Genomic DNA, 26,852 nt, shown 5'->3' with positions numbered 1-26,852 from the left:
ACCTATTTGATTTATAGGCTTGAAGTTAGCGTGTAAGATGTTCTGCAAGTTCTGCAGCCTTCATCATGATTACTTTGGCTCCGTGTTCTTCGAGGAACTTTTTACCGCGGAAGCCCCAGTCTACGCCGATTACGTCGAGGCCGGCATTCATGCCTGTCTGCATATCAACGTCTGAGTCGCCAATGAACACTGCACGCTGGCCATCAGTTTTTCCGTCCATGCCGGCACGGTTCAAAATCTCATAGATTCCGTCTGGGGCAGGTTTTGGAGGCATACCAGGACGGCTGCCCGAGATAATATCGAAGAGGCCCGGGAAGTAGTCATCACAAAGAGCAATAGCAGCAGGCTCAACCTTGTTTGTATTTACGGCAATTTTAATTCCGGCAGCACGGAGAGTCTTTATGCAGTCCACCACTCCGTCATAAGGAGCTGTTTTAATTGCACAGTGTTCTTCATAATAAGCAATAAAATCTGCAAGAATCTTTTCATACTGAGAATTACTGCGTCCATCTGGAATTGCGCGTTCAATCAGTTTTGGAATTCCGTTTCCTACCATAAAACGTACTTCGTCTACAGTGTGAAGCGGAAGATTGTATTTTGTAAGAATCTCGTTCAGAGAATCTGTCATGTCATCAAGAGTGTTGAGGATGGTTCCATCCATATCAAAAATCGCAAGTGAGTATTTCATACGCATCAATATATAACAATGAAATAAAAAAGACAATTTAATAGAAAACATTTCTCTTTTGATAGTATTGACTAACCTGTTAGTTAATACTAATATTAGGCTAATCTAACACTATGTTAGAGGGAGTTAACTACAATGCCTTTAACTATGGCTTGTCCAAATGACAAGTTTCTGATCAAGAAAATCAATGGTAAAGAAGAAGTAAGACGCTTTCTGGAAAATCTGGGCTTTGTTGCCGGAGCCGAAGTGTCTGTTATTTCAAAGATTTGCGGTAACGTAATCGTTCAGATTAAGGAAAGCCGCGTAGCCATCAGTAAAGAGATGGCTCAAAAAATCATTATTTAATTCAGTACATTTTATAGGAGAAATAATATGACTTTAAGGGAAGTAAAAACAGGTCAGACAGTTACTGTAGAAAAACTGCTTGGCGAAGGTGCGGTAAAACGCCGCATTATGGACATGGGAATTACAAAGGGAACAGAAATCTACGTGCGCAAGGTTGCGCCGCTTGGTGACCCGGTAGAAGTTACAGTTCGCGGCTACGAACTCTCAATTCGCAAAGCCGACGCAGAGTTGATACAACTTAAATAAACGGTGGTTGAGCTTGTCGAAACCACAACTTGCAGAAGTCGATGCGGTAATTTCGACAGGCTCAATCACCGCATAACAGGAGAAATACAAATGATAAAAATAGCTTTAGCAGGAAACCCGAATGCGGGAAAAACCACATTATTTAATGCACTCACAGGTTCAAATCAGTTTGTTGGAAACTGGCCTGGAGTAACTGTTGAAAAGAAAGAAGGAAAGCTTAAGGGCCACAAGGATGAAGTTGTAATTACAGACCTTCCTGGTATCTACTCGCTTTCTCCATATACACTCGAAGAAGTTGTATCGCGCGATTATCTTGTAAAAGAACGCCCTGATGCAATTTTGAATATTGTTGATGGAACAAACCTTGAACGTAACCTTTATCTTACAACTCAGCTTGCAGAACTCGGTATTCCAATGGTTGTTGCTGTAAACATGATGGACGTTGTAAAAAAGAACGGCGACAAAATTCATATTGATGAAATGTCAAAAGAACTTGGCTGTCCTGTAGTTGAGATTTCAGCTCTTAAGGGAACAGGCTGTACAGAGGCTGCTGAACTTGCTTTGAACAAGGCAATGGAAAAGAAGCCGATGCTTTACAAACATCGTTTTGAAGGCTGTGTTGAACATGCCCTCGCTCACATTGAAGAAGCAATCGTTCACGACCTTCCAGAAGAGCAGCACCGCTGGTACTCGGTAAAACTTTTTGAACGTGATGAAAAGGTAATCAAAGCCCTTAGAATTTCGTCTGAAAAGCTTAATCATATTGAGTCAGATATTAAAGCTTGCGAAGCAGAACTCGATGATGACTCAGAATCTATCATCACAGCTGAACGCTATAAATATATTGAATCAATCATCAAAAACTGTGTTACAAAAAAGAACCGTACAAAGCTTTCTGCATCAGATAAAATTGACCGCGTTGTAACAAACCGCTGGCTTGCCCTTCCTATTTTTGCAGTAGTTATGTGGCTTGTTTACTATGTTTCTATGGTAACAGTTGGTGCCGCTGCTACAGACTGGGCAAATGACGGTCTCTTTGGTGACGGCTATCACCTCTTTGGAATTGGTACCGGCGCTTACGAAGAAGCAGCCGAAGAGTTTGGTGATACAGCTGCAATTCTCGAAGCAGCAGAAGCAGGCGAAGTTACTTATGTTACAGTTGATGATGAAACTATGGAGGTTTCTGATCCAATCGAAATTACAGATGAAGCTATTGCTGAAGCAAATGCAATGGTAGAAAAGTACGGCGAAGAAGGTCCTGATCCTGCTGATTATGGAATCTGGGTACCTGGTATTCCAGCTCTTATTGGAAGCGGACTTGAAGCAATTGGTTGTGCAGACTGGCTTTCTGGTTTGATTCTCGACGGTATTGTTGCCGGTGTTGGTGCTGTACTTGGCTTTGTTCCACAGATGCTGGTTCTCTTTATCTTCCTTGCCTTCCTTGAAGCCTGCGGTTACATGGCACGTATTGCCTTTATCCTTGACCGTATTTTCCGCCGCTTCGGACTTTCCGGAAAATCTTTTATCCCAGTATTAATTGGAACTGGTTGTGGTATTCCTGGTATTATGGCCTGCCGTACTATTGAAAATGAACGCGACCGCCGTATGACAATTATGACAACAACCTTTATTCCTTGTGGCGCTAAAGTACCTTTTATTGGTCTTGTTGTTGGTGCCATTTTTGGTGGTAACCCATGGCTTGCAGCAAGCTGTTACTTTATCGGTATGGCAGCAATCATCATTTCTGGTATTATCCTTAAAAAGACAAAGCCATTCCTTGGTGAAGTTGCTCCTTTTGTAATGGAGCTTCCGGCTTACCACTGGCCTACAGTTGGAAACGTTCTTCGCTCAATGTGGGAACGCGGCTGGTCATTTATCAAAAAGGCTGGAACAATCATCCTCCTTTCTACAATTGTAATCTGGTTCCTTTCTAACTTCGGCTGGGCAGAAGAAGGCTTTGGAATGCTCGAAGAAGATCAGATGGATGTTAGTATTCTTGCAAAGTTCGGAAGCCTTATCGCCTGGATCTTTGCTCCGCTTGGCTGGGGTAACTGGCAGGCAGCTGTTGCATCGATTACTGGTCTTGTTGCAAAGGAAAACATTGTTGGAACTATGGGTGTACTTTATGGCGGTGCTGAAACCTGGTCTGCTCTTGCAGAGGCCTTTACAGCACCTGCAGGTCTTTCCTTCCTGATTTTCAACTTGCTCTGTGCTCCTTGTTTCGCCGCAATCGGTGCTATCAAGCGCGAAATGAACAACCGCAAATGGACCTGGGCTGCAATCGGTTGGGAATGTGGATTTGCTTATGTAATTTCGTTCATCGTTTATCAGTTCGGAAGCATGTTCACTGGTAACGGAAATATTGCAGGCTTTATCTGTGCAATTGCAGTACTTGGCTGTTTGTGCTACGCTTTATTCCGCAAGGCAAAAGTTGTAAAATAATACTATAGATTGCTTCGCTGCGTATTTTCGAAGCCGTTAAAAGGACGTAAAGACGAGGTGTGAAGCAATCAATAAAAGAGGAGTGCTAAATATGGGAACAATAATTGTGAGTATAACTCTCATTTCTATTATCACACTTATAATTTGTAATCTGGTAAAAGCAAAACGCGCCGGCCGGCACCCCTCATGTGGCGGTCACTGCGCTTCCTGCGGTGGCGCCTGCCACTGCCAGAAATAATTTTCAGATAAAGAATATTTTATGAGACAAGCCTGCTAAATTGCATTTTTTGTTTTTTAGCAGGCTTATTTTTTTTGTGATAAAGCAGGAGGAGCCTGTTATTTTTGTAATTCACGGATTTAGCAGGCTCGGAATTCTGGTGAGAATTAGGTGGAGGCCCGCTTTTTGAGATTTTTTAAGATTTAGCGGGCTGAAGGAAAATTGGGAGATGTCTGAGAGCCTGCAAGAATACAATTTTCGGCCTTTTAGCGGGCTCAAGGGAAAGTTTTCTGCTAGGGGGGAGCCTGCTAAACAAGAAAAAATGTATTCTTGCAGGCTCGTCCCCGCGGAAATACTTAAAAACAGGTTGTAATTCTGGGGAAGCCGGAAAACTGGAGGACAGTTCAGTGTTTGAAGGTAGGGGAAGGCGGTTCCCCCCCTCCTTCTTAAAAAACTCCACCTATTTTCACAATTTCTTTTCTATGATAATATATTCAAATTATGGATTTACTGAAAAAGCTTGATGAATGCGAAAAACGCTTTAAGGAAGTAAGCGACCTTGTTATGGATCCAAATCTTGTAAAGGATCCGAAAAAGTACAAGGATACTATGCGCGAACACGGATACCTGACAGAAGTTTGTGCACTTTATGACGAATACAAAAAGGTTCTGCAGGGAATTCAAGACGCAAAAGAAATGATTACGGCTGAAGATGATGCCGAGATGAAAGAAATGGCTCGCGAAGAGCTTAAGGAACTTGAAGAAAAACAGCCTAAGCTGGAAGAAGAAATTAAACTGAAACTTGTTCCGCCTGATCCTCTTGATGAAAAGAATATTATTCTGGAAATTCGTTCGGCTGCCGGTGGTGACGAAGCTTCGCTTTTTGTACGCGACCTCTGGGAAATGTACACTCACCTGGCAGAACGCAAGGGCTGGAAAACTGAAACTATGGAAGCTCAGGAAACTGAGGTTGGTGGTTTCAACAAGATCGTAACTTCTATCAGCGGTAAGTTTGTTTATGGAACTTTGCGTTGGGAATCTGGTGTTCACCGTGTTCAGCGTGTGCCTGCTACTGAATCTCAGGGACGTTTGCAGACTTCTACTGCAACTGTTGCCGTTTTACCTGAAGCAGAAGAAACTGAAATTGAAATTAAACCAGGCGATGTTCGCGTTGACGTAATGCGTGCCGGTGGACCTGGTGGACAGTGTGTAAACACAACTGACTCTGCCGTTCGTCTTACTCATATTCCAACTGGTCTTGTTGTTATTCAGCAAGATGAAAAGTCTCAGATTAAGAATAAGGAAAAGGCATTCCGTGTACTCCGTGCCCGCCTCTTTGACCTCGAAGAAAGCAAGAAGCAGGAAGAGCGTGCTGCTGCACGAAGCAGTATGGTCGGAAGTGGAGCCCGCTCAGAGAAGATTCGTACTTACAACTTCCCTCAGGACCGCGTAACAGATCACCGTATCAACTACACTGCTCATAACCTTCCTAGCTTTATGATGGGAAATATGGACGATATGCTCGACGCTCTTAACGTTTACGCTAAGGAAGAGCAGTTGAAGTCGGATATCACTGAGCTTTAATAAGGAGGGGGAAGTCTCCCCCCGCTCTTATTGGAAATCCGTTAAAAAACGGGCTGCGGCAGCGGGCCGTTTTAGGATTCTCCAACAAAATGCGCACATGCAGGCTATGCCTGCATGCCCTCTCTGCGGGGGACACCCCCGCAACGCCCCCATGACAGTCCAGGAACTAAAAACAAAAATCATTACAAAACTTTCCAATTCTTCTCCAAGCCCGAAACTCGATGCAGAAGTTCTTCTTATGCACTGTCTGAACTTTTCAAAAACTGAGCTGTTATTAAAACGCGACTACGAAGTTCCACATGAACAACAAGTCTGGCTTAACGATGCTGCAAATCGCCGCTCAACAGGGCTTCCTATTGCGTATATAACCGGCCACAAAGAGTTTTATGGTTATGATTTTATTGTAACTCCGGATGTATTAATTCCAAAGCCGGATACAGAGATTTTAGTTGAACGTGCTGTAGATGTGATTCTTTCTATGATGGATGCACGTAGTGAAAACCTTTTGACTGTTTGTGATATGTGTACGGGAAGCGGCTGTATTGCAGTAGCTGTGGCTAAGACTTTGCTTGAAGATGAGAGAGTTCCGGCGGAGCAGCTGCCTAAGTTTACACTTGGGGATATTTCCGAGGCTGCGCTCGATGTAGCTCGCCGTAATGTGGCAGCGCTGCTGGGTGATGGGCCAGACAGTTCTTTGATTCTTTCCCGCTTCAACTTTGTGCGAACAAACTTATTCGATGCAATTTCTGAAGCAATTAAATATGATGTAATCCTTTCTAACCCGCCGTATATTCCGCATACTATGGTGGATGAATTATTGCGCGATGGCCGGAGCGAACCGCGCCTGGCACTCGACGGCGACATAACACTTGAAGGCGACCGCGCCACAACTGACCGCGGCGAGCCCGCCAACGACGGTCTTGCCATAATCAGAAACCTTATTCCGCAGACGCAGGCGCATCTGGCACCGCGCGGTTCAGTACTGATTGAGACTGGCGAGTACAATGCCGAAGCAACAGCGGAGTTCGCGGAAGGGTTCGGTTTTAACTCGGAGATTCACCGGGATCTCGAAGGCCAGCTGAGGGTCGTGGAACTCTACTAATCCTGCCCCACGGTGGTTTCGACCCTTCGACCAGGCTCAGGGACCGCAGGCTCAACCACCGCGCGTCGCCGCGTTACAGCTCCACCGCCTTCGTAAAGAACAAACTGATTCCCTCGTTCGGAAATCTCTGTTTTACTGCTTCTATTACTTCCTTAATCTTTCGCGCAGCTTCTTCTTCAACATACGCAAAAAGAACAAAGTTCATTTCGGGCCAGATGGTGTCACCAAGTTTTTTGGTGCGTACACCGCGGCCATGGATTTCCGGAATCACAGTGTACTGGATAGAAGGAAGTTCTTTTTCCAGACGTTCAACGATATCTTCCTGAACAGACTGATTTGAAATTATTTCGGCACGATAAAGTTCTGACATTTAATTCTCCTACTACACGGGTGGTTGAGTGGCGCGAAGCGCCGTATCGAAAACACAACAGAAGTCTCTCGAATTGTGATTTCGATACGCCCTGCGGGCTACTCAATCACCGGTACCTCCTTCTTCTTACGCATAACTAAGCTGTATAACACCGGAATAATCAGCAGTGTAACAAAGGTACTCGAAATCAAACCGCCGACAACGGCAATTGCAATCGGGCGAACCATGCTGGCCTGACCTTCTGTGGCAAAACACATTGGGAGCATACCAAGAATTGTTGTGAGGGTTGTCATTAATACCGGTCGGAAGCGGCTCTTACCGGCTTCAAAGCAGGCCTTCTTAAGCTCGAGGCCGCGGCCAACAAGAATGTTCGTATAGTCTACAAGGATAATACCGTTGTTTACTACAATACCAATCAGCATAATAACACCGACAGCAGTCATGAACGACAGGGCTTCTCCGATAATCTTATGAATCAAAATTACACCAATGATGATGAACGGCATTGTCGCAAGGTTGATAAGCGGCGCTTTAAACGACTCGTAAGTTGCGGCCATTACACCGAATACCAGAAGAATTGCCATAATCGCAATCTTTGCATAGAAGCCATACTGACTCATTGTGTCCTGCCATGCGCCCTTGTAATTTACGATTACTGAATCAGGAACGATAATATTTTCCTGAATCATTGTTCTGATTTCTTCTTCAATTACGTTGTCGTTTTCTTCGGTGAGGTTACTTGCGCGAACGTGAATAATTCTCTTCTGGCTTTCGCGGTTGATAGAAACAGGACCGAGCCCCTTCTTAATCGAAGCGAAGTTTGCAACACTTACCATGCCACCGTTTCCGCGTACATAAATTGACTCAAGGTCATTAATTGATTTGCGGTCTTCCGGACGGTAAACGACAACTACGTTCAGGTTCTTTCCGTTGGTCTTATAAGTACAGGCTGTTGAACCGTTGATTGCGTAGTTAATTTCGCGTGCGACTGTGGCAATGTCTACGCCCATACTGTAGGCGCGCTCACGATCAATCACAATTTCAACCTGAGGTAAACCTTTATCCATACTTACAGAAGGTTCACTGATTTTTTTGTTGGCAGAAATTACTTCGCGAATCTCTTCAGCGGTATTGAGCGCCGCATCCAAATCATCTGATGAAAGAACAATATCAATACTGCTTCCCATCCACTGACCGCGGAAGCCCTGACTGAACGAAAGACGAGCGCTTGGGAATTCTGCAAAATGCTTACGAAGCTTATTCTGCATAACTTCTGCCGAATCAACCTGCTTTGCTGTTTCCGGAAGCGCAATTGTGATGGAACCGCGGTTTGTATTTCGTCCACCGATAGACGTTGTGATTGTCTTATAGCCCTGACACTCTTCTTTGGCATACGCTTCGAGAGCCATTACAACTTCCTTAGTTTCTTCAAAAGGAGTAGCAGTTGCCATGTTGATGTTCAGCTGAACCTGGTCATCACGGCCGGCCGGAATCTGATTAATCTGCATACCAGGAATAAAGGCAAACGAAATAATCAGAATACAGATTGCCGCAACAATTGTAACAAGGCGGTTATCCAGAGCAAGGCCAAGCAGCTTTGCATAAATGCGTGTAAAGAACTGAATGATTCCTTCAAAGAATCCGTAAGTCTTTTTAAGCACAGGATTACGCACCGGCTTTTCACGGCGATTTGAAAGCGGAAGAAATTTTCCGGCCAGTACCGGTACAAGGAAAATCGCAACCAGCAGAGATGAAAGAAGCGCAATTACAATCGTAAAGATTGCGGCCTTAAACATCTGTCCCATAAATCCAAGATCTTTAATAAAGAAGATGAACGGAAGGAATACACAGATTGTTGTGAGGTTTCCGGCAATTACAGACATCAGCATTTCCTGAGAACCAAGAACTGCAGAAGTACGAGGCTTTGCTCCTCGCTGCCGGTACGCAAAAATATTATCAATCATAACGATTGACGCATCTACAATCATGCCTACACCAAGAATCAAACCGGTGAGGGTCATCATGTTCAGCGTTAATCCGAACATGCTCATTGCAAAAAGTGTAATGATAATCGACAAAGGAATTGAAATTGAAATAATGATTGTAGACTTAAAGTTCTGAAGGAAGATAAAGAGGATGATTATGGCAAGAATGAGTCCCTGCCATGCAGAAGTAATCAGAGTGTTGATTGTTTCGCGGATTGAGTCTGTACTATCCTGAATTATTTCCAGAGTTACATCAGGTGGAAGATTCTGTTCTGCCTGTTTAATTTTTTTATAGAGATTATTTGCAACAGTTACAGAGTTCGCATCAGACTGTTTTGTCACGCTGATGTAAACACCCTTACCACCGTTGATAAATGATTCCTGAGTTGTGTCGCCATATCCGATAGTTGCTTCACCAACATCGCGGAGGCGGATTGCATAACCGTTGATTGTAGAAATTACTGTATCATTAATTTCATCAAGGCTGGTATATTCACCTGTGGTACGTACGATGTAGTTTTTGTGTCCTTCCTGAACCTTACCACCGCCAAGCTCAAGGTTCTGACGAGAAAGCGCGCCGGTAACAGTTGGAACTGTAAAGCCATAGGCAGTCATGCGGTTCTGGTCAAGGCGAACATTTACCTGAGCATTGCGACCACCGTTTACTGTAGCCTCTCCTACTCCATCTGCCTGTTCAAGAATTCCTACAATATTGCTTTCGGCAATTGATTTAAGGTCATCTACAGAGCGGTTACCGCGGATAAGGATACGCATGATTTCGCCCGAGTCTCCGGAGAAGCGGAAAATGGTTGGAGCACCGGCATTGTCCGGAAGGCCGCGTTTTACACGGTCAAGCTTATCGCGAACATCGTTCATGGCTTCGGTCAAATCTGTACCATACTCAAACTCAAGCGAAACATTTGAAGAGCCTTCGTTTGAAGTTGAGGTAAGTTTTTTAAGACCGTTTACGCTCATAACGGCACTTTCTATAGATCTTGTAATTGTTTTTTCAACAGTTTCCGGGTCTGCATTCGGATACGAAGTACTGATAGACAGAGACGGATTTTCCATTTCCGGCATAAGGGCAATTGAAACATTGCTCAATGTAAAGATTCCGACCATACCAAGCAGGGCAAAAACAATCAGAATCAATACCGGATGTTCAAGTGTTCTTCGGCTTAAACTCATTATTTTTTACCCTCTGGCTTTGGCCCCTTACCACCAGCCGGAGGGGCTGGTGGCGCAGCTTCTACAAACTCAACGTTACCGCTGATATCACGAACCTTTGCACCTTCATACAAAGAAAGCATACCTTCAAGAACAACAACTTCGCCGTTTGAAACGCCATCGATTACCTGATAGTAGCCGTCTACGTTTTTACCACGGGTTACCTTGCGCTTTGTAACAGTGCTGTCATCCTTTACGATGTACAGATAATATTCGTCGCTGTTTTCAACAAAGGCATCCTGCTGAATTACAGGGTAGCCGCCAAAATCAACAGTAAAAAGCTTAACGCGGGCAAACATACCGGCATTAACCTTATCGTAGTGTTTATCAAAATTCAAAATAATTTCTTTTGTACGGGTAGCAGGATCAACTACAGGAGAAATGCGCACAACCGAAGCAATAAACTTTTCTTCGCCATAAGCCTGGAGTGTGATTTCTGCCTTCTGACCGATTGCGATATCTGCAACATAGCGTTCCGGAACCTTTGCTGTAATCTGAAGGTTGTTGATATCACCAATCTTTGTGATTACCGAATTGGCATTTACCTTCTGTCCTATTTTTACCGGAGAGGTAATGATACTTCCGTCGATAGGAGCAATTACAGGGCTCTTTGCATAATAGCTTCCTGGTTCTGAAGGGTCGATGTAAGCAATTACTTCCCCCTGCTTTACAGAAGAACCAAGCGAAACCATCATCTCAACAACCTTACCACCGATTGAAGGGAAAACTTCTATAGATTTCTGAGTTTCAATTTCACCGTTTGTATAAACAAAATCTGTAATTGTCTGATTTTTAGCAACTACTGTACGAACTGCAGTTGCTGACTGCTGGAAGCCTCTGCCGCCACCGAAACCACCAAAGCCGCCCATTGCAGCTCTTTTCTTCTTTGCAGATCCCATAATCAAAAATACTGCAAGTGCTGTTACTGCAAGAATTCCAACCACAACAATGGCTGTTGTACCTTTTTTTCTGCTCATTTATATCTCCTATTCTTTTCCAAGGGAACCAAACGGAAGTCCCAGTGTATTTTCAAGATCAAGAACTGCACAAATCAGATTGTAGATATGCGACTCTCTGTCTGTTTTTGCTTTCAAAAGTGAGTCTGAAGCATTCTGCAGGGTAAGGAGGTCGCGCGAACCGTGATTATAGGCAGTAAGTGTCATATCATAAGCTTTCTGTGCAATCTCAACATTGCGGTTAAGCATATCCATCTGATTCTGCTTCTGAAGGATATTTTTCATGCTGTTCTGAAGATTGAGGGAAGCTGTTGTTTTTTCATTTTCAAGCTGAAGTTCAAGGTCTTTCAAAGTTGCTTTTTGATTTGCAACATTCTGCGAGCCTGTAGACCATGGAAGATAGCCGTCTAAAGGAATTGAAACAGAAAGAGAAAGTGAATGACTTTCCTGCATCTTCTTAAATTCTTCAACTTTATCATTTCCGTTCATGCCCCACGAATAAGATGCAGTAACTGAAGGACCGTAAGCAGAAAAGCGGGTTGCCAAAAGTGAGTTTTTCTGCTGTGCAATGCTTGCTTCAATCTTTTTTACAGAAGGAAGGTCATCTACAGACTGTGTAAAAGAAAAACTTTCCGGTGGAATTGCTTCTGCAAGGGAGCCGGAAAGTTCAATTTTTTCGTTCTGAGGAATACCGAGAGTCTGTTTGAAAGATGCAATACTGTTCTGATATGCAATTTCTGCAGACTCAAGTGACGGGCGCTGGCTTTCATAGCTGTACTGTGACTGAAGTAAATCAAGCTCAGAAAGCTGGCCACGGTTATATTTATCAAGATTATTTTCATAACGGAGCTTTGCAGTTTCCATATTTCGGCGCTGCAGATTCATGCTCTCCTGTGTGTAAAGCAGATTATAAAAAAGCTTTCGTACATTCAGCTCAACCTGACGAACTGCATCTTCATAGGAAGTTTTTCCGCTTTCGTATTTAAGGCTTGCATCTTTAATTGAAGTATAAAGTGAAGGGGTAAGGGAAAGTCTTGCAGAAGCACCAATGTTATAAGTGTACTTTATCTGTGCTTCCATATCAGTTACAATACCATCAAGAGGTTTTGTAAAGCCACCACTTAAAGATGCAGAAGGACTCACACCATTCCAGGCAGTTTTATTTCTTCTTTCAAGACCATCTAGAGTGATTCTCTGTCGCTTCAAAGAAATATTGTTATCTGCTGCCAGAATAACCGCATCATCAACTGTAATTTTTCTAACTTTTTCTAATGTTTCCTGCGCATACAACGAAAATGACGCAGTAACAAACAATGCTAAAATCAAACGTTTCATACTAGTTTTCCATTTAAATTATAATAAAATAACAATAAATTTTATAGAAAATTACTGTAATTTTTTAGAATAATCTGTTATTTTTAATTTATACGGTGGAAGTATGAGCAGCGATAAAGTTTTTGTTTCCGACATGAAAAATCCAGCTGCCCTTCTGGAAGAGTTTTTTTCTAAACACGAATATCTTTCTCCGGAAGAAAAACAGGCAGTTTCACAGGCATGGTCTCTTCTTGTACAAAAAGCAGGCGACAAAGTTCGTGAATGCGGAAAGCCTTACTACGTTCATCCACTCAGAGTTGCAAACATTCTTGCAGAAAGCAAGCTCGACAGCCCTACCCTTGTAGCAGCAATCCTTCACTCAATTACAGAATTTGATGTTTCAGAAGAGGAACTGAAGGCTCAGTTTGGTGAAAATGTCTGCAATATTATTCTCACAGTAAATAAGATTCTCAATCTCCCTATAAACACAAAAACAATGCATCAGTCAGACGCCATCCGCAATATGCTTTTTGCAATGTGTGATGATGCGCGCATTATCCTTATTACCCTTGCCGACCGTCTGGACCGCATCCGCAATATCAAAAACTTTACCGCCGCAGACCAGCATATGATTGCATCTGCCGTTATAGAGATCTGGGCTCCTCTTGCAGACCGTCTTGGAATGCAGGCAGAAAAAAATGAGTTTGAAGATTTGAGCCTTAAGTATACAAACCCGGCAGTTTTCCAGCAGATTAAGGCAATTGTTTCTCAGAAAAAAGACGAGCGCTCAAGCTACCTCGAAAAGGCTGTAAACAGCATTTATAAATCTGCAGATAAAATGGGCATGAAGATTGAGATTCAAAGCCGTGCAAAACACTTTTACTCAATTTATCAGAAGATGAGAAAGCGCAACAAGGAAGCAGGAGAACTTTTTGATTTACTTGCACTGCGTATTCTCTGTAATACTCCGGCTGAATGCTATACTCTTGTTGGTATTGTTCACGGACTTTGGAAACCACTCGACGGCCGATTCAAAGACTACATTGCCATGCCTAAGGCAAACGGTTATCAGTCGCTGCACACAACTGTAATGTGTGAAGGAAAGCCTCTTGAGATTCAGATTCGTACCCACGACATGCACAACATGGCCGAGCACGGAATTGCGTCACACTGGCTTTACAAAAAAGGAAGCTCGCGCGAACTTATAGAAGAAGACCGCCTCGCCATTTACAACAAACTGCAGCAGTTTAAAGACAGCCTCACAGAAGGCAACAATTTTGAAACTCTCAAGAACGAACTCCTTGGTGATGAGATTTACGTTTTCACTCCAAAGGGTGATGTAAAAAAGCTTCCGATGGGAGCAACTGCAATTGACTTTGCATACTCAATTCACTCAGCTATCGGTGAAAAAATCATTGCGGCTAAGGCAGACGGAAAAATCATTCCTTTGTCTAAGGCGCTTCAAAATACTCAGATTATTGAAGTAATCACAAATCCTCAGGCTCATCCTACAGAGGCTCAGCTCAAGCTGGTAAAGACAAGTAAGGCTCACCAGAAGATTCACTCGTGGCTCATGGCTAATGACCCTACTTTCAGTGAACGGCTTGCGCTTAAGGCTGAAGAGGCCGCCGCGGCTCAGGGCATTGAGGGCACGGTTGGTACTGCGGGTGCTGGTGGTACTCATTTCAGCAGAGTAAAGAAATCACGCCCTAAAAAAGGCAAGCAGGAAAATGTTGAACAGAAGCCTAAAAGAAAATGCGGAGTTCTGGTACAGGGCGAACGCCGTGTACTTTACAACATTGCGCAGTGCTGCCATCCGGAATATCCAGACCTTATTGCGGGCTATGTAACAAGAACTAAGGGTGTTTCAATTCACCGCGCCGACTGTCTCATTTATCAACGCATTCCTCATAAAGAAGAACGCAGCGTAGAAGTTCAGTGGGATGACTAATTATCACCACAAAAAATAAGTTCGGCAGTGCCGGCTGCTTCATCAACATACAGCAGTCCCCACTTTTCAACATAACCATAAGATGGAATGCCATAATCATTAAAGCCAAGATTGTCGTAGGTTGCAGTGTGATTATGTCCGCCAAGAAGGCACTTTACCTTGTTCTTATAAAAATCTGAAATCATGAGATTGCGCTCTGTTGTCTCTGCCATATTCGAACAGTTGATATTAAAGCGCACATAAGGATAGTGTGTAAAAACAATTTTCGGTCGAGGATCAAGTTCAAACACTGCCATCAGCTTTTTGTACTGCTCATAACCTACAGCTCCCGAGGCAGTATCAAGGCAGTACCATGAAAAATTCGTTGTCTGAAATCTGTAAAACGAAGTATACGGATAACATTCACGTTCCCAGTTTTCCCAGTTATTCTGATAGATGTCATGATTTCCGCAGGCATTAAAAATCAGGGACAGATTATATTTTGTCTGAAGAGTTTTACAAAAATCATGATAAAGATCAAAATCATCACGGCGGCCTAATTCAGTTGCATCTCCAAGGCAGATTGCAAAGGACGGATAATCAGGTGATTCCTTTTTAGTGTCGAGCCAGTTATAAAGCTTTTGTGGATTTACAGGCTTCTTCTTGCTTCCAAAATGAGTATCAGATAAAACAAGAACTGTGTATGTTCCGCCAAGTTTTGAAACACCGCTCTGTTCAAATTGTAAATCATTCGAATCTGAAATCCATTTCATTTCCTGAGTTCGTTCATCTACATTGTTTCCTTCATAAAAGAAATTCCAGCTGCCGTAACAGGAAGTCAAGAAAAAGAGAAAGATTGAAATCACAAAAACTCTGGCAACTCTGAAAATCATATTAACACCTTAAACGAAAAACGCAGGACAGTTTCATTCAGATAAATCGCGCTGAAAAACATATCAACAAACTTCAAAGAATAGTCCAGTCCTAAAACAATATCTGGAGCGGCATAGAAATTAAAACCGAGTTTGAAAAAAGGACTTATAGCAAGCGGGTAATCAAAATAATCCTGAAGATTAAGCGCGCACCATAAATCAGTTTTATTAAAAAGATGCCAGTTACACAAAAGAGAAAAATGATATGAAAAATTGTAGATCAAAGGCTTATATTCTCTAATTACATCAATTGTCGTAAACTTAAAAAGAAAACCTGCCGCATTTTCAAAAGAGAAAACAGGACCGCGCATCCAGCGGAAACGGGCAGTAACTATAAGGTCGTTCTCTGTGAACTCTTTTAAGTAACGGTAAAAATGCCAGGTACCACCAAAGCCCGCCTGAAAGCTGTGATTAAAAGTTGGCATATAAGAAATATGATTTGTAAAATCAAACTGATTACACTGATATTTGATTCCAGAACCTGCTCTGAGCTCCCCATAATCCACCGCCAAGATAAGCTCCTCCGCGGGGGCCGGGTTCCTCAAGTCTCGGATTATAGGAAAATCTACAGCCCACTGAATGGAACTGGCCGGGGCTCCGCCCGTAAACAAGTTAATGTCCGCACTCAGAGAAAAACTGAAAAGTGAAAAAATCAGAATTGCGAGAAAAAGCCTTACTGCACGATGCTGCATGATTTTGTCCCAAAAGTATTAGCGGCCCGTGTCTCGGATTTTGCCTTCAACATAATCCGGGTCCAGAGTTCTAAGCAAAGTTGCAGCAGGAAGTTTATGCGAAACATAGATGTAGGTTGGATGGCCGTCGCAGGTCCAGTTCATTTTAAGACCTGTTTCTGAATCAATGATTTCCCATTCACCAGCAGGAATTGTAAGAGAACAGAATTCAGGTGAAACAAATTCAATATCATCTTCAATACGAATCATGTTCATGGCATTGCATTCGTACATATACCAGCCGTCTTTCTTCTCAAACGGAATTATGCGGCGGTCCGGATGCTGTTCGTAATCTTTAAGACGGGCTTCGCGGGCAGCAGGATGCATTTCGTCGAGAACCTTTTGATTTTCAGCGCCGCGCTTCTGACCTTCTGAATAAACTGAATCAAAGGCAGCACCTGTAATTTCGTTTCCAATCTCCGCTGCAAGCTGATATTTACTGTCGCTCGCACCGGTTGTAGTTTTGTCGGCATCTGCCTTGTTATAGTAAAAGCCCGTAGTGCTTTCGCGGTGGGCTACGTTTTCAAGTTCTGCGATATATGGAGCCGCTTCTTCGTCTGTGATTTTTCCTTCCAGAGCATCGAGAGCTTTACGATGAGCACGGGTTACCATTGCAACATAGTAAACACTCTTCATGCGGCCTTCGATTTTCAGCGAGTCGATTCCGGCATCGCGAAGGTCTGCAAGGTGCTCAATCATGCGAATATCTTTTGAAGAAAGAACTGCAGTAAAATCTTCACCTTCAAAAATAGGAAACTTTTCGCCAGGTCTCTGCTCTTCTTCGATTGTGAGAAGACCACTCTGTGCCATCTGGCGTGCTTCTTCTGCAGTTATGATATGAGGAGCCGAACTGTCGTTTCCAGAATCACGGTCTTCTGCAAGCTTAAAGTTCCAGCGGCAGGTGTGAGAACAGAAACCGCTCTGTGCACTACGACCTGTAAGGTATGCGCTCATAAGGCAGCGGCCTGCGTAGGCTATACACATCGCACCATGAACAAAAGTCTCGAGCTCCATATCAGGCACCGAGTCCTTAATACGGCGAATCTGTTCAATGGAAATCTCGCGTCCAAGAACAATGCGCGAAAATCCCATAGACTTGTACATCTTAACCGCCTCGCTATTAACACAGCTCGCCTGAGTGCTTAAATGCAGCTGCGCCCCAGGAAATTCTTTTTGAAGAAGCGGAACAATACCAATATCCTGTACAATAAAAGCATCTATCGGATACTGCTTAAAATAATCAAAATTTGCTTTGAGTGCATCAATTTCTTCATCATGAAAAGAAATGTTTAGCGCACAGTGAAGACGGCGTCCAGGAAACTGCTCTTTAAGAGCCACAACCTTTTTGTATTCGTCCTCATAAAAATTGTCTGCCTTTACGCGAAGTGAAAATTTCTTAAGACCAATATAGGCAGCATCTGCGCCATAAGCATACGCATAATATAATTTTTCAACATTGCCAGCTGGCGATAAAAGTTCCATAAATGTCTCCTACGCTTCCGAACGAAGACTCTGTTCCAGTTTAGGCTTGTTTTCAATCTGAACTGCTGACTTACCCATTGTGCCTTCTGTAACAACCTTACCAACCTTATCCAGTGCAAGGTGTGACTCATGAAGATATTCATCTGCCATCTGGAACATAAACATCATATTTGGCCAGAAATCCAGTACACATTCATTACCGGCAGCACGAAGATTCTCAGCAAATTCTTTTGCATCATCAAGAAGGATTTCTTTTTCTCCCATCTGAATAAATACCGGTGGGAAATTCTGTAATGCATCATCTCCGGCAAGCAGAGGTGAGACCATAGGACTGGAAGTATTAGATTCAAAAGTATAAACAGAGCTGCTCTTTCTAAGAACGTCTCCGCTCATAACTTCATCACTTATCTTTTTGGTTGTAATCAGTTTTGAACAGTTTGAAACATCAAGCCATGGAGAAAAAAGAATAATCTGCTTGATGCAGGTACGGTATCTCTCACGAAGATTAAAAATCAAAGAGCAGGCAATTGGAGCAGCCGAACTGTCTGCCGCAATGATGATTTCCGGAAGCTGTGGCTTTGCGCCCTTTTCTGCATTAAGAGAGCAGGCAATCTGTTCTTCTGTAAAAAGTGATTTAAAGACATTCTGAATATCTTCATTTGCAGCAGGGAAAGGAAAAGCCGGTGCTAGGCGGTACTCTGGTACAACTACACGGCAAAAACATTTTGTTGCAAGGGAAGCACAGAAACTTGCATAAGCGGCACGTGAACCGCCCACAAAAGAGCCTCCGTGAATGTAAAGCATTACGCGGTTAGAAGCATAAATCTCTGGCGCAAGCACATCACATTCTGTATTTCCATATTTATATTCGGTGCGCTCAACTCCGTTAGGCAGAAAAACAGTTTTAAAGCCTTCATCAAGTTTTGCGCGGAAAGTATCTACATTTGATTTTGATCCAAAGGTAAGAAGCTTAAGTTTTTTGATTGCACCTTTGCGGTCGTTTTTGTTTTCCATAGTGCAATATTATAGCAAAGATATATGATTTCTGCTAGAATATGCAACAATATAACCAAAGGAGGTTTACGATGCCTATTAAGATTCAGTCAGATTTGCCTGCATGCGCAACACTTGAAAAAGAGAACATCTTCGTCATGACGGAGAAACGGGCGATGGAACAGGATATCCGTCCGCTTAAAATTGCGATTGTAAATCTCATGCCAAACAAGGAAGTAACAGAAACTCAGTTGCTCCGCCTGCTTGGAAACACACCGCTTCAGATTGAGATTTCCCTCGTTAATATGGAAAATCACGCAAGCAAAAACACAGATCAGAGCTACCTTGACCGTTTTTACATTCCTTCGAGCGAGCTCTACAATCAGAAATTCGACGGCATGCTGATTACCGGTGCCCCTGTTGAGCAGATTGATTTTGAAGATGTTGATTACTGGGATGAACTTTGTAAGATTATGGATTATGCTCGCCAGAATGTTTACTCAACACTTTATTTGTGCTGGGGATGCTTTGCAGGTCTTTATCATCATTATGGAGTTCCAAAACACGCGCTTGAAAGAAAGATGTCGGGCATTTTTATGAATGAACGTGCCGTTGAAGGCGACCCTCTCTTAAGAGGTTTTGATGACACCTTCCCTATTCCACAGAGCCGCCACACAACTTTAATAAAAGAAGATTTGATTAAACATCCTGAACTTGTGATTCTTGCAGAAAGTGCAGAAGCAGGTGTTACAATTTTGAAATCAAAAGATAACCGCGAAATCTTTATGACCGGTCATCTTGAATATGACACAATGACCCTGGCTCAGGAATATTACCGCGATACAGACAAGGGAATGAAAGTTCCACTTCCAAAGAACTACTTCCCTACAAATAATGTAAACCGAATGCCAACCAGTTACTGGCGCGCTACGGCTCATCTGTTTTATTCAAACTGGCTGAACTACTACGTATACCAGGCTACACCGTTTAATCTTTCGTCTATTAAATAAATATACCCCAACCAGAAGAAAAAAACATGCAATCTACCGATAAGATTATTCTGACAATTGGTCAAGCCAATTGCAGAATAACTTATAATGTATCTTGCATGTTTTTTTCTTCTGGTTGGGGCCTAGTTCTTTATAACTCTTTTCTTAGAAACTACAAAACAAGTCTGGGAAATAAAAAACCTATGCGAGATACATTATAAGTTATTTTGCAGGCAGCTTGACTGCCTGTCAAAATAATCTTATCGGTAGATCGCATAGGTTTTTTATTTCCCAGACGGGCTTATAGATTTCTATTCTTCTGTAAGTGCTTCAGTAGTATGAACAGTAACTGTTGTGTTGTAGCAGTCGAACATCTTTTCTACTTCAACAGGTCTTGTCTTTGCAGTACAGAAGCTTACTACCGGCACGATAATCAGTGATGCGAGCATGCTGAATACGCCAGAGTAAAGTGAGTTCTTGAAAATCAATCCGAGAACTGGTCCTGATACGTGGCAGAGACCAAGAGAAATACTGAGCTGAATAATCATCATTACAACACCAAAGCAGAATGAAGTTGCAACTGCAGCCTTGCTTGTTTTCTTCCAGTAAAGACCGTAGAGGAATGGTGCAAGGAAGGCACCAGAAAGAGCACCCCATGAAACACCCATGAGCTGAGCAATAAAGGTTACTTTTGATTTAGCCTGAACAATTGCAATTACTGCAGAAATCACAATGAATACTGCAACGAAAATGCGGAGTATAAAGAGGTTCTGCTTATCAGATAATTCCTTCTTTTTGAATGAGTTGATGAAGTCGAGAGTAAGTGTTGAGCTTGATGTCAAAACAAGTGAAGAAAGAGTAGACATAGAAGCAGAGAGTACAAGAATCAAAACTACAGCAATAAGAACATCTCCGAGCCCCGAAAGCATTGTAGGAACAACAGCATCAAAACCTTCTGTCTTAACCTGCTCCGGTGTAAGGAAGAGACGGCCAAAACCACCGAGGAAGTAACATCCGCCTGCGATGATGATGGCAAAGAAAGTAGAAATCATTGTACCGATTTTTACAGAACGTTCATTTTTGATTGCGTAGAACTTACCAACCATCTGAGGAAGTCCCCAGGTACCAAGAGATGTAAGAAGAACTACAATCAGAAGGTAGAAAGGCTGAGGTCCCAGGAAGGAAGAGTAAGCACCCTTCATAACTGGAGATTCAATTTCAGACATCAAAGCCATAGACTGCATAAAACCGCCGTTCTTAGAAAGAACTGCGAGAATTACAGCAACAATACCAATGAGCATGATGATTCCCTGAATGAAGTCGTTTACAGCAGTTGCCATGTAACCACCTACAATTACGTAGATAGCAGTAAGAACAGCCATAACAATTACACAAACTGAATAGTCAACATTAAAGGCCATGCGGAAAAGGCGTGAAAGACCATTGAAAAGCGATGCTGTGTAAGGAATCAGGAACAAGAAGGTAATTGCAGAAGCAGCAACCTTGAGGCCCTTTGATTCATAGCGCTGACCAAAGAAATCAGGCATTGTCTTTGAGTTCAAATGCTGGGTCATAACGCGGGTGCGGCGACCGAGAATTGCCCAAGGCATAAGAGAACCGATGAACGCATTACCGAGACCAATCCAGGTTGAAGCAAGGCCAAAGTTCCAGCCGAACTGTCCGGCATAACCAACGAAAATTACGGCAGAAAAGTAAGATGTACCGTAAGCAAAAGCTGTGAGCCAGGGACCTACGGTTCTGCCTCCCAAAACATAACCGTTTACATTGTTTGAAACTGCGCGGCACTTAATGCCGACAAAGACGAAAACGGCGAAGAAAACGATAAGTAAAGATAGTTTTATAATCATGATACTATGTATAATAACAAAATTATTTTCTATTGTATATCCCCACACAAGTGATATAATGATTTTTACTATGAAAAGAAGATTGTTTATTATTATTCCAGCCGCAATAATCGGAATTCCGGTTTTATGTGTTGTACTTTTTTTCCTGTTCCTCACTATTGTTGAATACAGACCAAAGCCTATTGAAGACGTTCCGTATACAACCGGTAACGAAATGCTGGTTCGTGGTAAACCTGTTTCCATTATGAGCTGGAACATTGGTTATGCCGGACTTGGAAAAGATGAAGACTTCTTTATGGATGGCGGAAAGAAAGGTCATCCAGATTCAAAAGCTGTTGTTGAAGGTTATTTTTCAGGAATCAAACAGACAATCGGAACTCATACTCCAGACATTCTTTTTGTTCAGGAAATTGATATTAAATCTGCCCGCTCTTACAAAATCAATCAGGTTGAAGCAATGAAAAACTTCACCGGAAAAGGCGGCTCTTTTGCTTACAACTACAATTGTGTATTTGTTCCAATTCCTTTCCCTCCAATGGGACGCATTCAAAGTGGTGTTTCAATTTTTACCAATTTTGAGACAACCTCTGCACAGCGCCGTGCACTCCCAGTTCCTTTCACATGGCCAACCAGAGTTGCAAACCTTAAGCGCTGTATTCTTGTAACCCGCATTCCGGTTTATGAAAACGGTGGAGCATCTGGAAAAGAACTCGTACTTGCAAACTTCCATCTTGAAGCTTATGACAGCGGAGAAGGAAAGATTGCTCAGACTAAGGCTCTTAAAGAATTCCTTGATTCAGAATATGCGAAGGGAAATTATGTAATTGCCGGAGGAGACTTTAATCAGAAGTTCCCTGGTTCAGAAGCCTACCCTGTTATCAGTCCGGACGGATGGATTCCTGGTCAGCTTGATCCAAGTATTGCAGAAGGCGGCTGGCAGTTTGTTTATGATGATTCAAAGCCAACCTGTCGCTCTCTTGAAGCACCTTACAACGATGCAAAGGCTGCCGCTCACGACTGGCAGTATTATGTAATAGATGGATTTATTATTTCTCCAAATATCGACAAACTTTCTGTAAATATAATTGATGCAGATTTCCAGCATTCTGATCACAACCCTGTTTACATGACCTTCGAGCTTCAGTAAGATTCTGCAGATAATTATGGAAGAAAAAAAACGGGCAGGACGAAACCGTACAATTACATTAACTGACACAGAAAAACAAACTCTCAAAAACCGCCTTATTACAATTACCGAGGCAAATACGGTGGTTGAGCCTGCGGTCCCTGAGCCTGGTCGAAGGAGCGAAACCACCACAGTCCTCGACAAAACCATCAACGCCGACCTCCTCACTGCCCTTCCCTATCTCCCGAATGAGTTTGCAGATTTAATCATCATTGACCCTCCATATAATCTCAGAAAAAATTTCAACGGCAAAGTTTTTACCGCCCGCGATGAAGAATCATATGAAGAATATCTGATGTCGTGGTTCCCGCAAGTTTGCCGCAAACTTAAGCCAACCGGCTCGCTTTATATGTGCGGTGACTGGAAATGCACTGCCGCCCTTCAGCGTGCGATGGAAAGTGAACTTACAGTTTTGAACCGCATCACCTGGCAAAGAGAAAAAGGCCGCGGCGCAAAAGCAAACTGGAAAAACGGAATGGAAGATATCTGGTTTGGAGTAAAAGACCCGGACAATTATTATTTTGATGTTGAAGCCGTAAAGCAGAAGCGCCGGGTAATTGCCCCTTACCGCGAAGACGGAAAACCAAAAGACTGGGAAGAAAGCGAAGAAGGAAACTTCCGCCTCACCTGTCCTTCAAACTTTTGGGATGATATAAGCGTACCATTCTGGTCCATGCCGGAAAACACAGACCACCCGACACAAAAACCCGAAAAGCTTTATGCCAAGCTGATTCTGGCAAGCTCGCGTCCGGGCGACGTTATTTTTGACCCCTTCCTTGGAAGTGGTACTGCAAGCGTAGTTGCAAAAAAACTCGGCCGCCACTGGTGCGGGATTGAACTGAACGAAGAATACTGCATGCTCGCCGAAAAGCGCCTTGAACTTGCCGAAACCGACAAAGACATTCAGGGCTACAGCGATGGTGTTTTCTGGGAAAGAAACTCTGCAGCCCTGTACAAGAAATAAAATGAAGACTTCTTCCAGCGCAGAAAAAATCTATCTCATCATGAATAAGCCGTGCGGCTACGTCTGCTCAGCCGTTTCCGATTCTCACAAAACCGTTTACGATTTACTGACTCCAGAACTCCGCAGCCAGGTACAGGGCGCAAAACGCGGAAGCCGTCTCCACACAATTGGAAGGCTGGACTGCGACACTAGTGGCCTCCTGCTTCTCACAACCGACGGATTTTTTTCTCATAGGATTACAGCAAATACGGTGGTTGAGCCTGTCGAAACCACCGCGGCACACAACCAATCCGAAGTCTGCGGTAGTTTCGACAAGCTCAACCACCGTATGCATCGTATATCAAAAACATACCGTGCAACTTTAATAAATCCGGTATCTTACGGTACCCAGTCTGAATACATCACCCGCGCTGCAGCCGGCCTCACACTTCCACCGGAAAAAAAATATGGAGAACAACAGGCCGAACCTGCCGCTCTCCATTTTCTGACATCTGATATCTGTGAAATAACTGTTTACGAAGGAAAGTTCCACGAAGTCCGCCGAATCTTCCGCGCACTGGGCAACGAAGTAAAAGAACTCGAACGAATCTCCATTGGAGGCCTTACCCTTCCAGCAGACCTCACTTCTGGCCAGTGGCGCAATATGACTGAAACTGAAAAGAATTCGGTGGTTGAGTAGGCCAAAGGCCGTATCGAAACCATAATTTAAAAGAACAAGTTTTTAATATTCTCATCCACTAGTTCGCTCAACGCTTCCGGCGTACACCCGCGAACCTCAGCAATAAAATTATAAACATGCTCAACATTAACCGGAGTATTCACAGTTCCACGCAGCGGAACCGGCGCCAGATACGGAGCATCAGTTTCACAAAGAAAACGGTCTGCAGGAACAAACTTCAAAAGTTCTTTTACAGCTTCCAGCTTTGCTTTTTTATTGTAAGTAACTGCACCGCCAAATGCGATGTACCAGCCGCGGTCCAAAAACGCACGTGCTTCATCAATTCCATAACTGTAGCAGTGGATAATTCCGTTATCGTAACCAACGTTTTTAAGGCAATCCAGAGTATCTTCAAAACCATCACGACTATGAACAATAACCGGCAGTTTTAGTTCTCGGGCAAGTTCCAGATGAGCTTCAAAAAGCTCGCGTTCCCCGCGGTAAGTCTGCTCATCAAAATCAGATTCACAGCGGCCATCTTCCCCAGAAGGATTCCAGTGATGATCAATTCCACATTCCCCAACCGCAACAATTTTACGGTGCAGAGTATCATGGTCTCCACCGCTTGCAGCCGCTTCAATAGACTGACGCAAAACCTTCATCTGATTATCTCGGTCATGAATAGCCCCAACATCCGGCCAGATTCCCGCAGAAAAATACATAAAATCACGAGCCTTTGCCGCAAGACCGTTATCAGCCATTCCGGCAATTGTCTGCTCAACACAAGCCTGACGTTCAGCTAAGTCGTCGCAATGAGTTCCAATATCAAGCCCAAAATAACAGTTTCTTGCGGCCATGGTAGACAGAACTTCAATGCCATCTACTCCGCGTTCGGTAGTCATCATATGAAAATGGAAATGTGTATCTGAGAACATGTGTGAGAGTATAATGATTTTAGAAACCATATTCTAGTTATTATAAATTTACAGAAAAATTGGTACTCAAATGCTCTCGCGGAACAAAACACACTGAAAAAAGGTGAGCCTCGCGCTTCGCTTGTACCAACTGCGAGGACAAACGGTCCGTATCGGCTCAAATTTTTTTCAGTGTGTTTTTTCCGCTACGCATTTGCGCACCAAGTTTTAGGTTTTTAAATAACACCTAGAACCTATAATCTAAAATCATTATACTTTCACCCATGACAGATATAAACAAATTTCTTACAGACTTGCAAAAATCTCTCAAGCATGACCGCCAGAACAATGGTGGAAAATCTGATTATAACCGCGTGAAGAACGATATCCGCAGACTTTTTGAGCGTAACGCGGCTGATGTTGGAGAACTTGCAGACTCTATTTTTGAATATTGGGAAAATGAATATATTTACCGCTCTGCAGATTTGACCTGGGAGCCTGGCGAAGAAAATCAAAACCGTCTTGCAGCTTACCTTGCATTTCTCGAAAATAGCGACGAATATCAGGAGCTGATTTCGGATGCTGACTGGGAAGAATTTGGCCGCCTTGTAAATTTTGAAGCAGAAGACTTAGATGTTGATGTACTTCAGGATTTGATGAAGATTCTTGTAAGCAAGGGCGCATATTAATGGAACTTTCACAGATAGACGAGCTTTATAAAAACTGCCGCCAGTGCCCAAGAGCGTGCGGGGTGGATAGAACAAATGCGACAGGGTTCTGCCGCGAACCTGCTGACCTTCGCATTGCCTTTGCCGGCCTTCACTTTGGAGAAGAGCCGCTGGTAACTGTTTTTGGCGGAAGCGGTACTATCTTTTTTACAGGCTGTACTCTGCGCTGTGCGTTCTGCCAGAACTATCAGATTAGTCAGGATGGATTGGGACGCGCTGTTGATGCCGAAGAATTTGCCGACATCTGCCTACGCCTTCAGAACGCCGGGGCCGAAAACATAAATCTTGTTACCGGCAGCCATCACATTCCGAAAATTGCACAATTCCTCCGTACAGCCCGCGACCGCGGTGTAACAATTCCGTTCTGCTGGAACTCTTCTGCTTACGAAACCGTAGAAATGCTCGAGCTTCTTAAGGGCCTGGTAACCATATGGCTGCCCGACCTCAAAACACTGGACGGAGCTCTCTCACAAAAACTGTTCGCCGCCCCGAACTACCCCGAGGCAGCAACCGCTGCGATTAAGTGGATGATTGAAAATAATCCGCTGGACATTCAGTCTATTCCAGAACCTCCCGATGCGAAGCCCGCCGAATGGGCAGAGCCCGGCCAGCCACGCGACAAAATGCTTTCCGGTGTAATTATCCGACATCTCTTCATGCCCGGCCACTTTGCCGAAACTGCCGACGTCCTCGCGTGGCTCAAAGAACACGCCGACGGGCGCGCCATCATTTCACTGATGAACCAGTACACCCCGGTAAAATTCAACGAATCCGCCGACCAGCTGATGGCGCGCCGCGCCGCCCTTTCCAACCTGGAAAACCGCCTGGTAACCCCGGAAGAAGATGCCGATATTCAGGACCTCATCGAGGCCTACGATTTTGAGTATCTGTTCTATCAGGAGCTCACAGACGATACCAGCTGGCTGCCGGATTTTACAAGACCGCAGCCATTTTCTAACAAACTCGCAACCCCTCTGTGGCACTGTTAGGTAAAATTCTTT

At 43.5% G+C, this 26,852-nt stretch carries 24 protein-coding genes; 13 read left to right on the top strand and 11 right to left on the bottom strand.

Features of this window, described 5'->3' with window-relative positions:
- Positions 1-25: 25 nt before the first annotated feature.
- Entirely contained in the window at positions 26-688 is a 663-nt protein-coding gene (locus tag BM161_RS07810; protein ID WP_074931442.1) for an HAD family hydrolase, read from the bottom strand.
- A gap of 135 nt (positions 689-823) precedes the next feature.
- Between BM161_RS07810 and BM161_RS07805 the strand changes: the two genes are divergently transcribed.
- The 6 genes from BM161_RS07805 to prmC all read left to right on the top strand — a co-directional run bounded on the left by BM161_RS07805 (position 824) and on the right by prmC (position 6,624).
- Positions 824-1,033, top strand: coding sequence for a FeoA family protein (locus tag BM161_RS07805; protein WP_074931441.1), 210 nt, complete (start codon positions 824-826; stop codon positions 1,031-1,033).
- A 27-nt stretch (positions 1,034-1,060) separates the two neighbouring features.
- A complete protein-coding gene (locus BM161_RS07800) occupies positions 1,061-1,279 on the top strand; it encodes a FeoA family protein (RefSeq protein ID WP_074931440.1) in 219 nt (72 codons plus the stop codon).
- Between the two features lie 90 nt (positions 1,280-1,369).
- Entirely contained in the window at positions 1,370-3,721 is a 2,352-nt protein-coding gene (gene feoB / locus BM161_RS07795) for a ferrous iron transporter B (protein WP_074931439.1), read from the top strand.
- A gap of 91 nt (positions 3,722-3,812) precedes the next feature.
- Positions 3,813-3,959, top strand: coding sequence for a FeoB-associated Cys-rich membrane protein (locus BM161_RS07790; RefSeq protein ID WP_074931438.1), 147 nt, complete (start codon positions 3,813-3,815; stop codon positions 3,957-3,959).
- Between the two features lie 480 nt (positions 3,960-4,439).
- The gene (gene prfA / locus BM161_RS07785; RefSeq protein ID WP_074931437.1) at positions 4,440-5,522 is read left to right on the top strand and encodes a peptide chain release factor 1; all 1,083 of its coding nucleotides are present in this window, start codon (positions 4,440-4,442) and stop codon (positions 5,520-5,522) included.
- Between the two features lie 151 nt (positions 5,523-5,673).
- Positions 5,674-6,624, top strand: coding sequence for a peptide chain release factor N(5)-glutamine methyltransferase (gene prmC, locus BM161_RS07780; protein WP_074931436.1), 951 nt, complete (start codon positions 5,674-5,676; stop codon positions 6,622-6,624).
- 73 nt (positions 6,625-6,697) lie between these two features.
- Here prmC and BM161_RS07775 read toward each other — a convergent pair whose 3' ends face one another.
- From BM161_RS07775 to BM161_RS07760, 4 genes are all read right to left on the bottom strand, one after another.
- On the bottom strand, positions 6,698-6,994 hold the full coding sequence (locus tag BM161_RS07775) for a PG0541 family transporter-associated protein (RefSeq protein ID WP_074931435.1): 297 nt from the start codon (positions 6,992-6,994) through the stop codon (positions 6,698-6,700).
- A 98-nt stretch (positions 6,995-7,092) separates the two neighbouring features.
- Complete coding sequence (locus tag BM161_RS07770; RefSeq protein ID WP_074931434.1) at positions 7,093-10,167, bottom strand: efflux RND transporter permease subunit; 3,075 nt, start codon at positions 10,165-10,167, stop codon at positions 7,093-7,095.
- A complete protein-coding gene (locus BM161_RS07765) occupies positions 10,167-11,183 on the bottom strand; it encodes an efflux RND transporter periplasmic adaptor subunit (protein ID WP_074931433.1) in 1,017 nt (338 codons plus the stop codon). Before BM161_RS07765 ends, BM161_RS07770 begins: the two co-directional genes overlap by 1 nt.
- A gap of 9 nt (positions 11,184-11,192) precedes the next feature.
- A complete protein-coding gene (locus BM161_RS07760; protein WP_074931432.1) occupies positions 11,193-12,497 on the bottom strand; it encodes a TolC family protein in 1,305 nt (434 codons plus the stop codon).
- Between the two features lie 103 nt (positions 12,498-12,600).
- On the opposite strand from BM161_RS07760, the gene BM161_RS07755 reads away from it, so the two are divergent.
- Positions 12,601-14,427: a RelA/SpoT family protein gene (locus BM161_RS07755; protein ID WP_083425725.1), complete on the top strand. Its 1,827-nt coding sequence runs from the start codon at positions 12,601-12,603 to the stop codon at positions 14,425-14,427.
- Here BM161_RS07755 and BM161_RS07750 read toward each other — a convergent pair.
- The 4 genes from BM161_RS07750 to BM161_RS07735 form a co-directional block, all read right to left on the bottom strand.
- Entirely contained in the window at positions 14,424-15,299 is an 876-nt protein-coding gene (locus BM161_RS07750) for a metallophosphoesterase family protein (protein ID WP_074931431.1), read from the bottom strand. The two genes, BM161_RS07755 and BM161_RS07750, sit on opposite strands and share 4 nt — an antisense overlap.
- Positions 15,296-15,844, bottom strand: coding sequence for a hypothetical protein (locus BM161_RS07745; protein ID WP_143090520.1), 549 nt, complete (start codon positions 15,842-15,844; stop codon positions 15,296-15,298). The genes BM161_RS07750 and BM161_RS07745 overlap by 4 nt, the downstream gene beginning before the upstream one ends.
- Before the next feature lie 204 nt (positions 15,845-16,048).
- Complete coding sequence (locus tag BM161_RS07740) at positions 16,049-17,551, bottom strand: peptidase U32 family protein (protein WP_074931429.1); 1,503 nt, start codon at positions 17,549-17,551, stop codon at positions 16,049-16,051.
- Between the two features lie 9 nt (positions 17,552-17,560).
- Complete coding sequence (locus BM161_RS07735; protein WP_074931428.1) at positions 17,561-18,565, bottom strand: alpha/beta hydrolase; 1,005 nt, start codon at positions 18,563-18,565, stop codon at positions 17,561-17,563.
- A gap of 71 nt (positions 18,566-18,636) precedes the next feature.
- On the opposite strand from BM161_RS07735, the gene metA reads away from it, so the two are divergent.
- The gene (metA, locus tag BM161_RS07730) at positions 18,637-19,554 is read left to right on the top strand and encodes a homoserine O-acetyltransferase MetA (protein WP_074931427.1); all 918 of its coding nucleotides are present in this window, start codon (positions 18,637-18,639) and stop codon (positions 19,552-19,554) included.
- A 290-nt stretch (positions 19,555-19,844) separates the two neighbouring features.
- On the opposite strand, the gene BM161_RS07725 is transcribed toward metA, so the two are convergent.
- On the bottom strand, positions 19,845-21,401 hold the full coding sequence (locus BM161_RS07725) for a sodium:solute symporter family protein (RefSeq protein WP_074931426.1): 1,557 nt from the start codon (positions 21,399-21,401) through the stop codon (positions 19,845-19,847).
- 70 nt (positions 21,402-21,471) lie between these two features.
- Between BM161_RS07725 and BM161_RS07720 the strand changes: the two genes are divergently transcribed.
- From BM161_RS07720 to BM161_RS07710, 3 genes are read left to right on the top strand one after another with little or no spacing between them, the layout of a single operon-like run.
- A complete protein-coding gene (locus BM161_RS07720) occupies positions 21,472-22,548 on the top strand; it encodes an endonuclease/exonuclease/phosphatase family protein (RefSeq protein WP_074931582.1) in 1,077 nt (358 codons plus the stop codon).
- A 16-nt stretch (positions 22,549-22,564) separates the two neighbouring features.
- Positions 22,565-23,551, top strand: coding sequence for a DNA-methyltransferase (locus tag BM161_RS07715; protein ID WP_074931425.1), 987 nt, complete (start codon positions 22,565-22,567; stop codon positions 23,549-23,551).
- A 1-nt stretch (position 23,552) separates the two neighbouring features.
- The gene (locus tag BM161_RS07710) at positions 23,553-24,230 is read left to right on the top strand and encodes a pseudouridine synthase (protein ID WP_074931424.1); all 678 of its coding nucleotides are present in this window, start codon (positions 23,553-23,555) and stop codon (positions 24,228-24,230) included.
- A gap of 26 nt (positions 24,231-24,256) precedes the next feature.
- Here the strand turns inward: BM161_RS07710 and BM161_RS07705 are convergent, their stop codons facing one another.
- Positions 24,257-25,144 (bottom strand): TatD family hydrolase, encoded by an 888-nt coding sequence (locus BM161_RS07705; protein WP_074931579.1) that lies wholly within the window; start codon positions 25,142-25,144, stop codon positions 24,257-24,259.
- 263 nt (positions 25,145-25,407) lie between these two features.
- Between BM161_RS07705 and BM161_RS07700 the strand changes: the two genes are divergently transcribed.
- Complete coding sequence (locus tag BM161_RS07700) at positions 25,408-25,812, top strand: hypothetical protein (RefSeq protein ID WP_074931423.1); 405 nt, start codon at positions 25,408-25,410, stop codon at positions 25,810-25,812.
- On the top strand, positions 25,812-26,840 hold the full coding sequence (locus tag BM161_RS07695; protein ID WP_074931422.1) for a radical SAM protein: 1,029 nt from the start codon (positions 25,812-25,814) through the stop codon (positions 26,838-26,840). The genes BM161_RS07700 and BM161_RS07695 overlap by 1 nt, the downstream gene beginning before the upstream one ends.
- Positions 26,841-26,852 lie beyond the last annotated feature (12 nt).

This window comes from Treponema bryantii, from assembly GCF_900113965.1.
Lineage (GTDB): Bacteria > Spirochaetota > Spirochaetia > Treponematales > Treponemataceae > Treponema_D > Treponema_D bryantii_A.
This window is presented reverse-complemented; position numbering and strand designations above follow the sequence as displayed.

What these genes read in the sequence shown, in the direction of transcription:
- BM161_RS07810 (WP_074931442.1), bottom strand. Translation starts at nt 688, where the DNA reads ATGAAATACTCACTTGCGATTTTTGATATGGATGGAACCATCCTCAAC.
- BM161_RS07805 (WP_074931441.1), top strand. Translation starts at nt 824, where the DNA reads ATGCCTTTAACTATGGCTTGTCCAAATGACAAGTTTCTGATCAAGAAA.
- BM161_RS07800 (WP_074931440.1), top strand. Translation starts at nt 1,061, where the DNA reads ATGACTTTAAGGGAAGTAAAAACAGGTCAGACAGTTACTGTAGAAAAA.
- feoB (WP_074931439.1), top strand. Translation starts at nt 1,370, where the DNA reads ATGATAAAAATAGCTTTAGCAGGAAACCCGAATGCGGGAAAAACCACA.
- BM161_RS07790 (WP_074931438.1), top strand. Translation starts at nt 3,813, where the DNA reads ATGGGAACAATAATTGTGAGTATAACTCTCATTTCTATTATCACACTT.
- prfA (WP_074931437.1), top strand. Translation starts at nt 4,440, where the DNA reads ATGGATTTACTGAAAAAGCTTGATGAATGCGAAAAACGCTTTAAGGAA.
- prmC (WP_074931436.1), top strand. Translation starts at nt 5,674, where the DNA reads ATGACAGTCCAGGAACTAAAAACAAAAATCATTACAAAACTTTCCAAT.
- BM161_RS07775 (WP_074931435.1), bottom strand. Translation starts at nt 6,994, where the DNA reads ATGTCAGAACTTTATCGTGCCGAAATAATTTCAAATCAGTCTGTTCAG.
- BM161_RS07770 (WP_074931434.1), bottom strand. Translation starts at nt 10,167, where the DNA reads ATGAGTTTAAGCCGAAGAACACTTGAACATCCGGTATTGATTCTGATT.
- BM161_RS07765 (WP_074931433.1), bottom strand. Translation starts at nt 11,183, where the DNA reads ATGAGCAGAAAAAAAGGTACAACAGCCATTGTTGTGGTTGGAATTCTT.
- BM161_RS07760 (WP_074931432.1), bottom strand. Translation starts at nt 12,497, where the DNA reads ATGAAACGTTTGATTTTAGCATTGTTTGTTACTGCGTCATTTTCGTTG.
- BM161_RS07755 (WP_083425725.1), top strand. Translation starts at nt 12,601, where the DNA reads ATGAGCAGCGATAAAGTTTTTGTTTCCGACATGAAAAATCCAGCTGCC.
- BM161_RS07750 (WP_074931431.1), bottom strand. Translation starts at nt 15,299, where the DNA reads ATGATTTTCAGAGTTGCCAGAGTTTTTGTGATTTCAATCTTTCTCTTT.
- BM161_RS07740 (WP_074931429.1), bottom strand. Translation starts at nt 17,551, where the DNA reads ATGGAACTTTTATCGCCAGCTGGCAATGTTGAAAAATTATATTATGCG.
- BM161_RS07735 (WP_074931428.1), bottom strand. Translation starts at nt 18,565, where the DNA reads ATGGAAAACAAAAACGACCGCAAAGGTGCAATCAAAAAACTTAAGCTT.
- metA (WP_074931427.1), top strand. Translation starts at nt 18,637, where the DNA reads ATGCCTATTAAGATTCAGTCAGATTTGCCTGCATGCGCAACACTTGAA.
- BM161_RS07725 (WP_074931426.1), bottom strand. Translation starts at nt 21,401, where the DNA reads ATGATTATAAAACTATCTTTACTTATCGTTTTCTTCGCCGTTTTCGTC.
- BM161_RS07720 (WP_074931582.1), top strand. Translation starts at nt 21,472, where the DNA reads ATGAAAAGAAGATTGTTTATTATTATTCCAGCCGCAATAATCGGAATT.
- BM161_RS07715 (WP_074931425.1), top strand. Translation starts at nt 22,565, where the DNA reads ATGGAAGAAAAAAAACGGGCAGGACGAAACCGTACAATTACATTAACT.
- BM161_RS07710 (WP_074931424.1), top strand. Translation starts at nt 23,553, where the DNA reads ATGAAGACTTCTTCCAGCGCAGAAAAAATCTATCTCATCATGAATAAG.
- BM161_RS07705 (WP_074931579.1), bottom strand. Translation starts at nt 25,144, where the DNA reads ATGTTCTCAGATACACATTTCCATTTTCATATGATGACTACCGAACGC.
- BM161_RS07700 (WP_074931423.1), top strand. Translation starts at nt 25,408, where the DNA reads ATGACAGATATAAACAAATTTCTTACAGACTTGCAAAAATCTCTCAAG.
- BM161_RS07695 (WP_074931422.1), top strand. Translation starts at nt 25,812, where the DNA reads ATGGAACTTTCACAGATAGACGAGCTTTATAAAAACTGCCGCCAGTGC.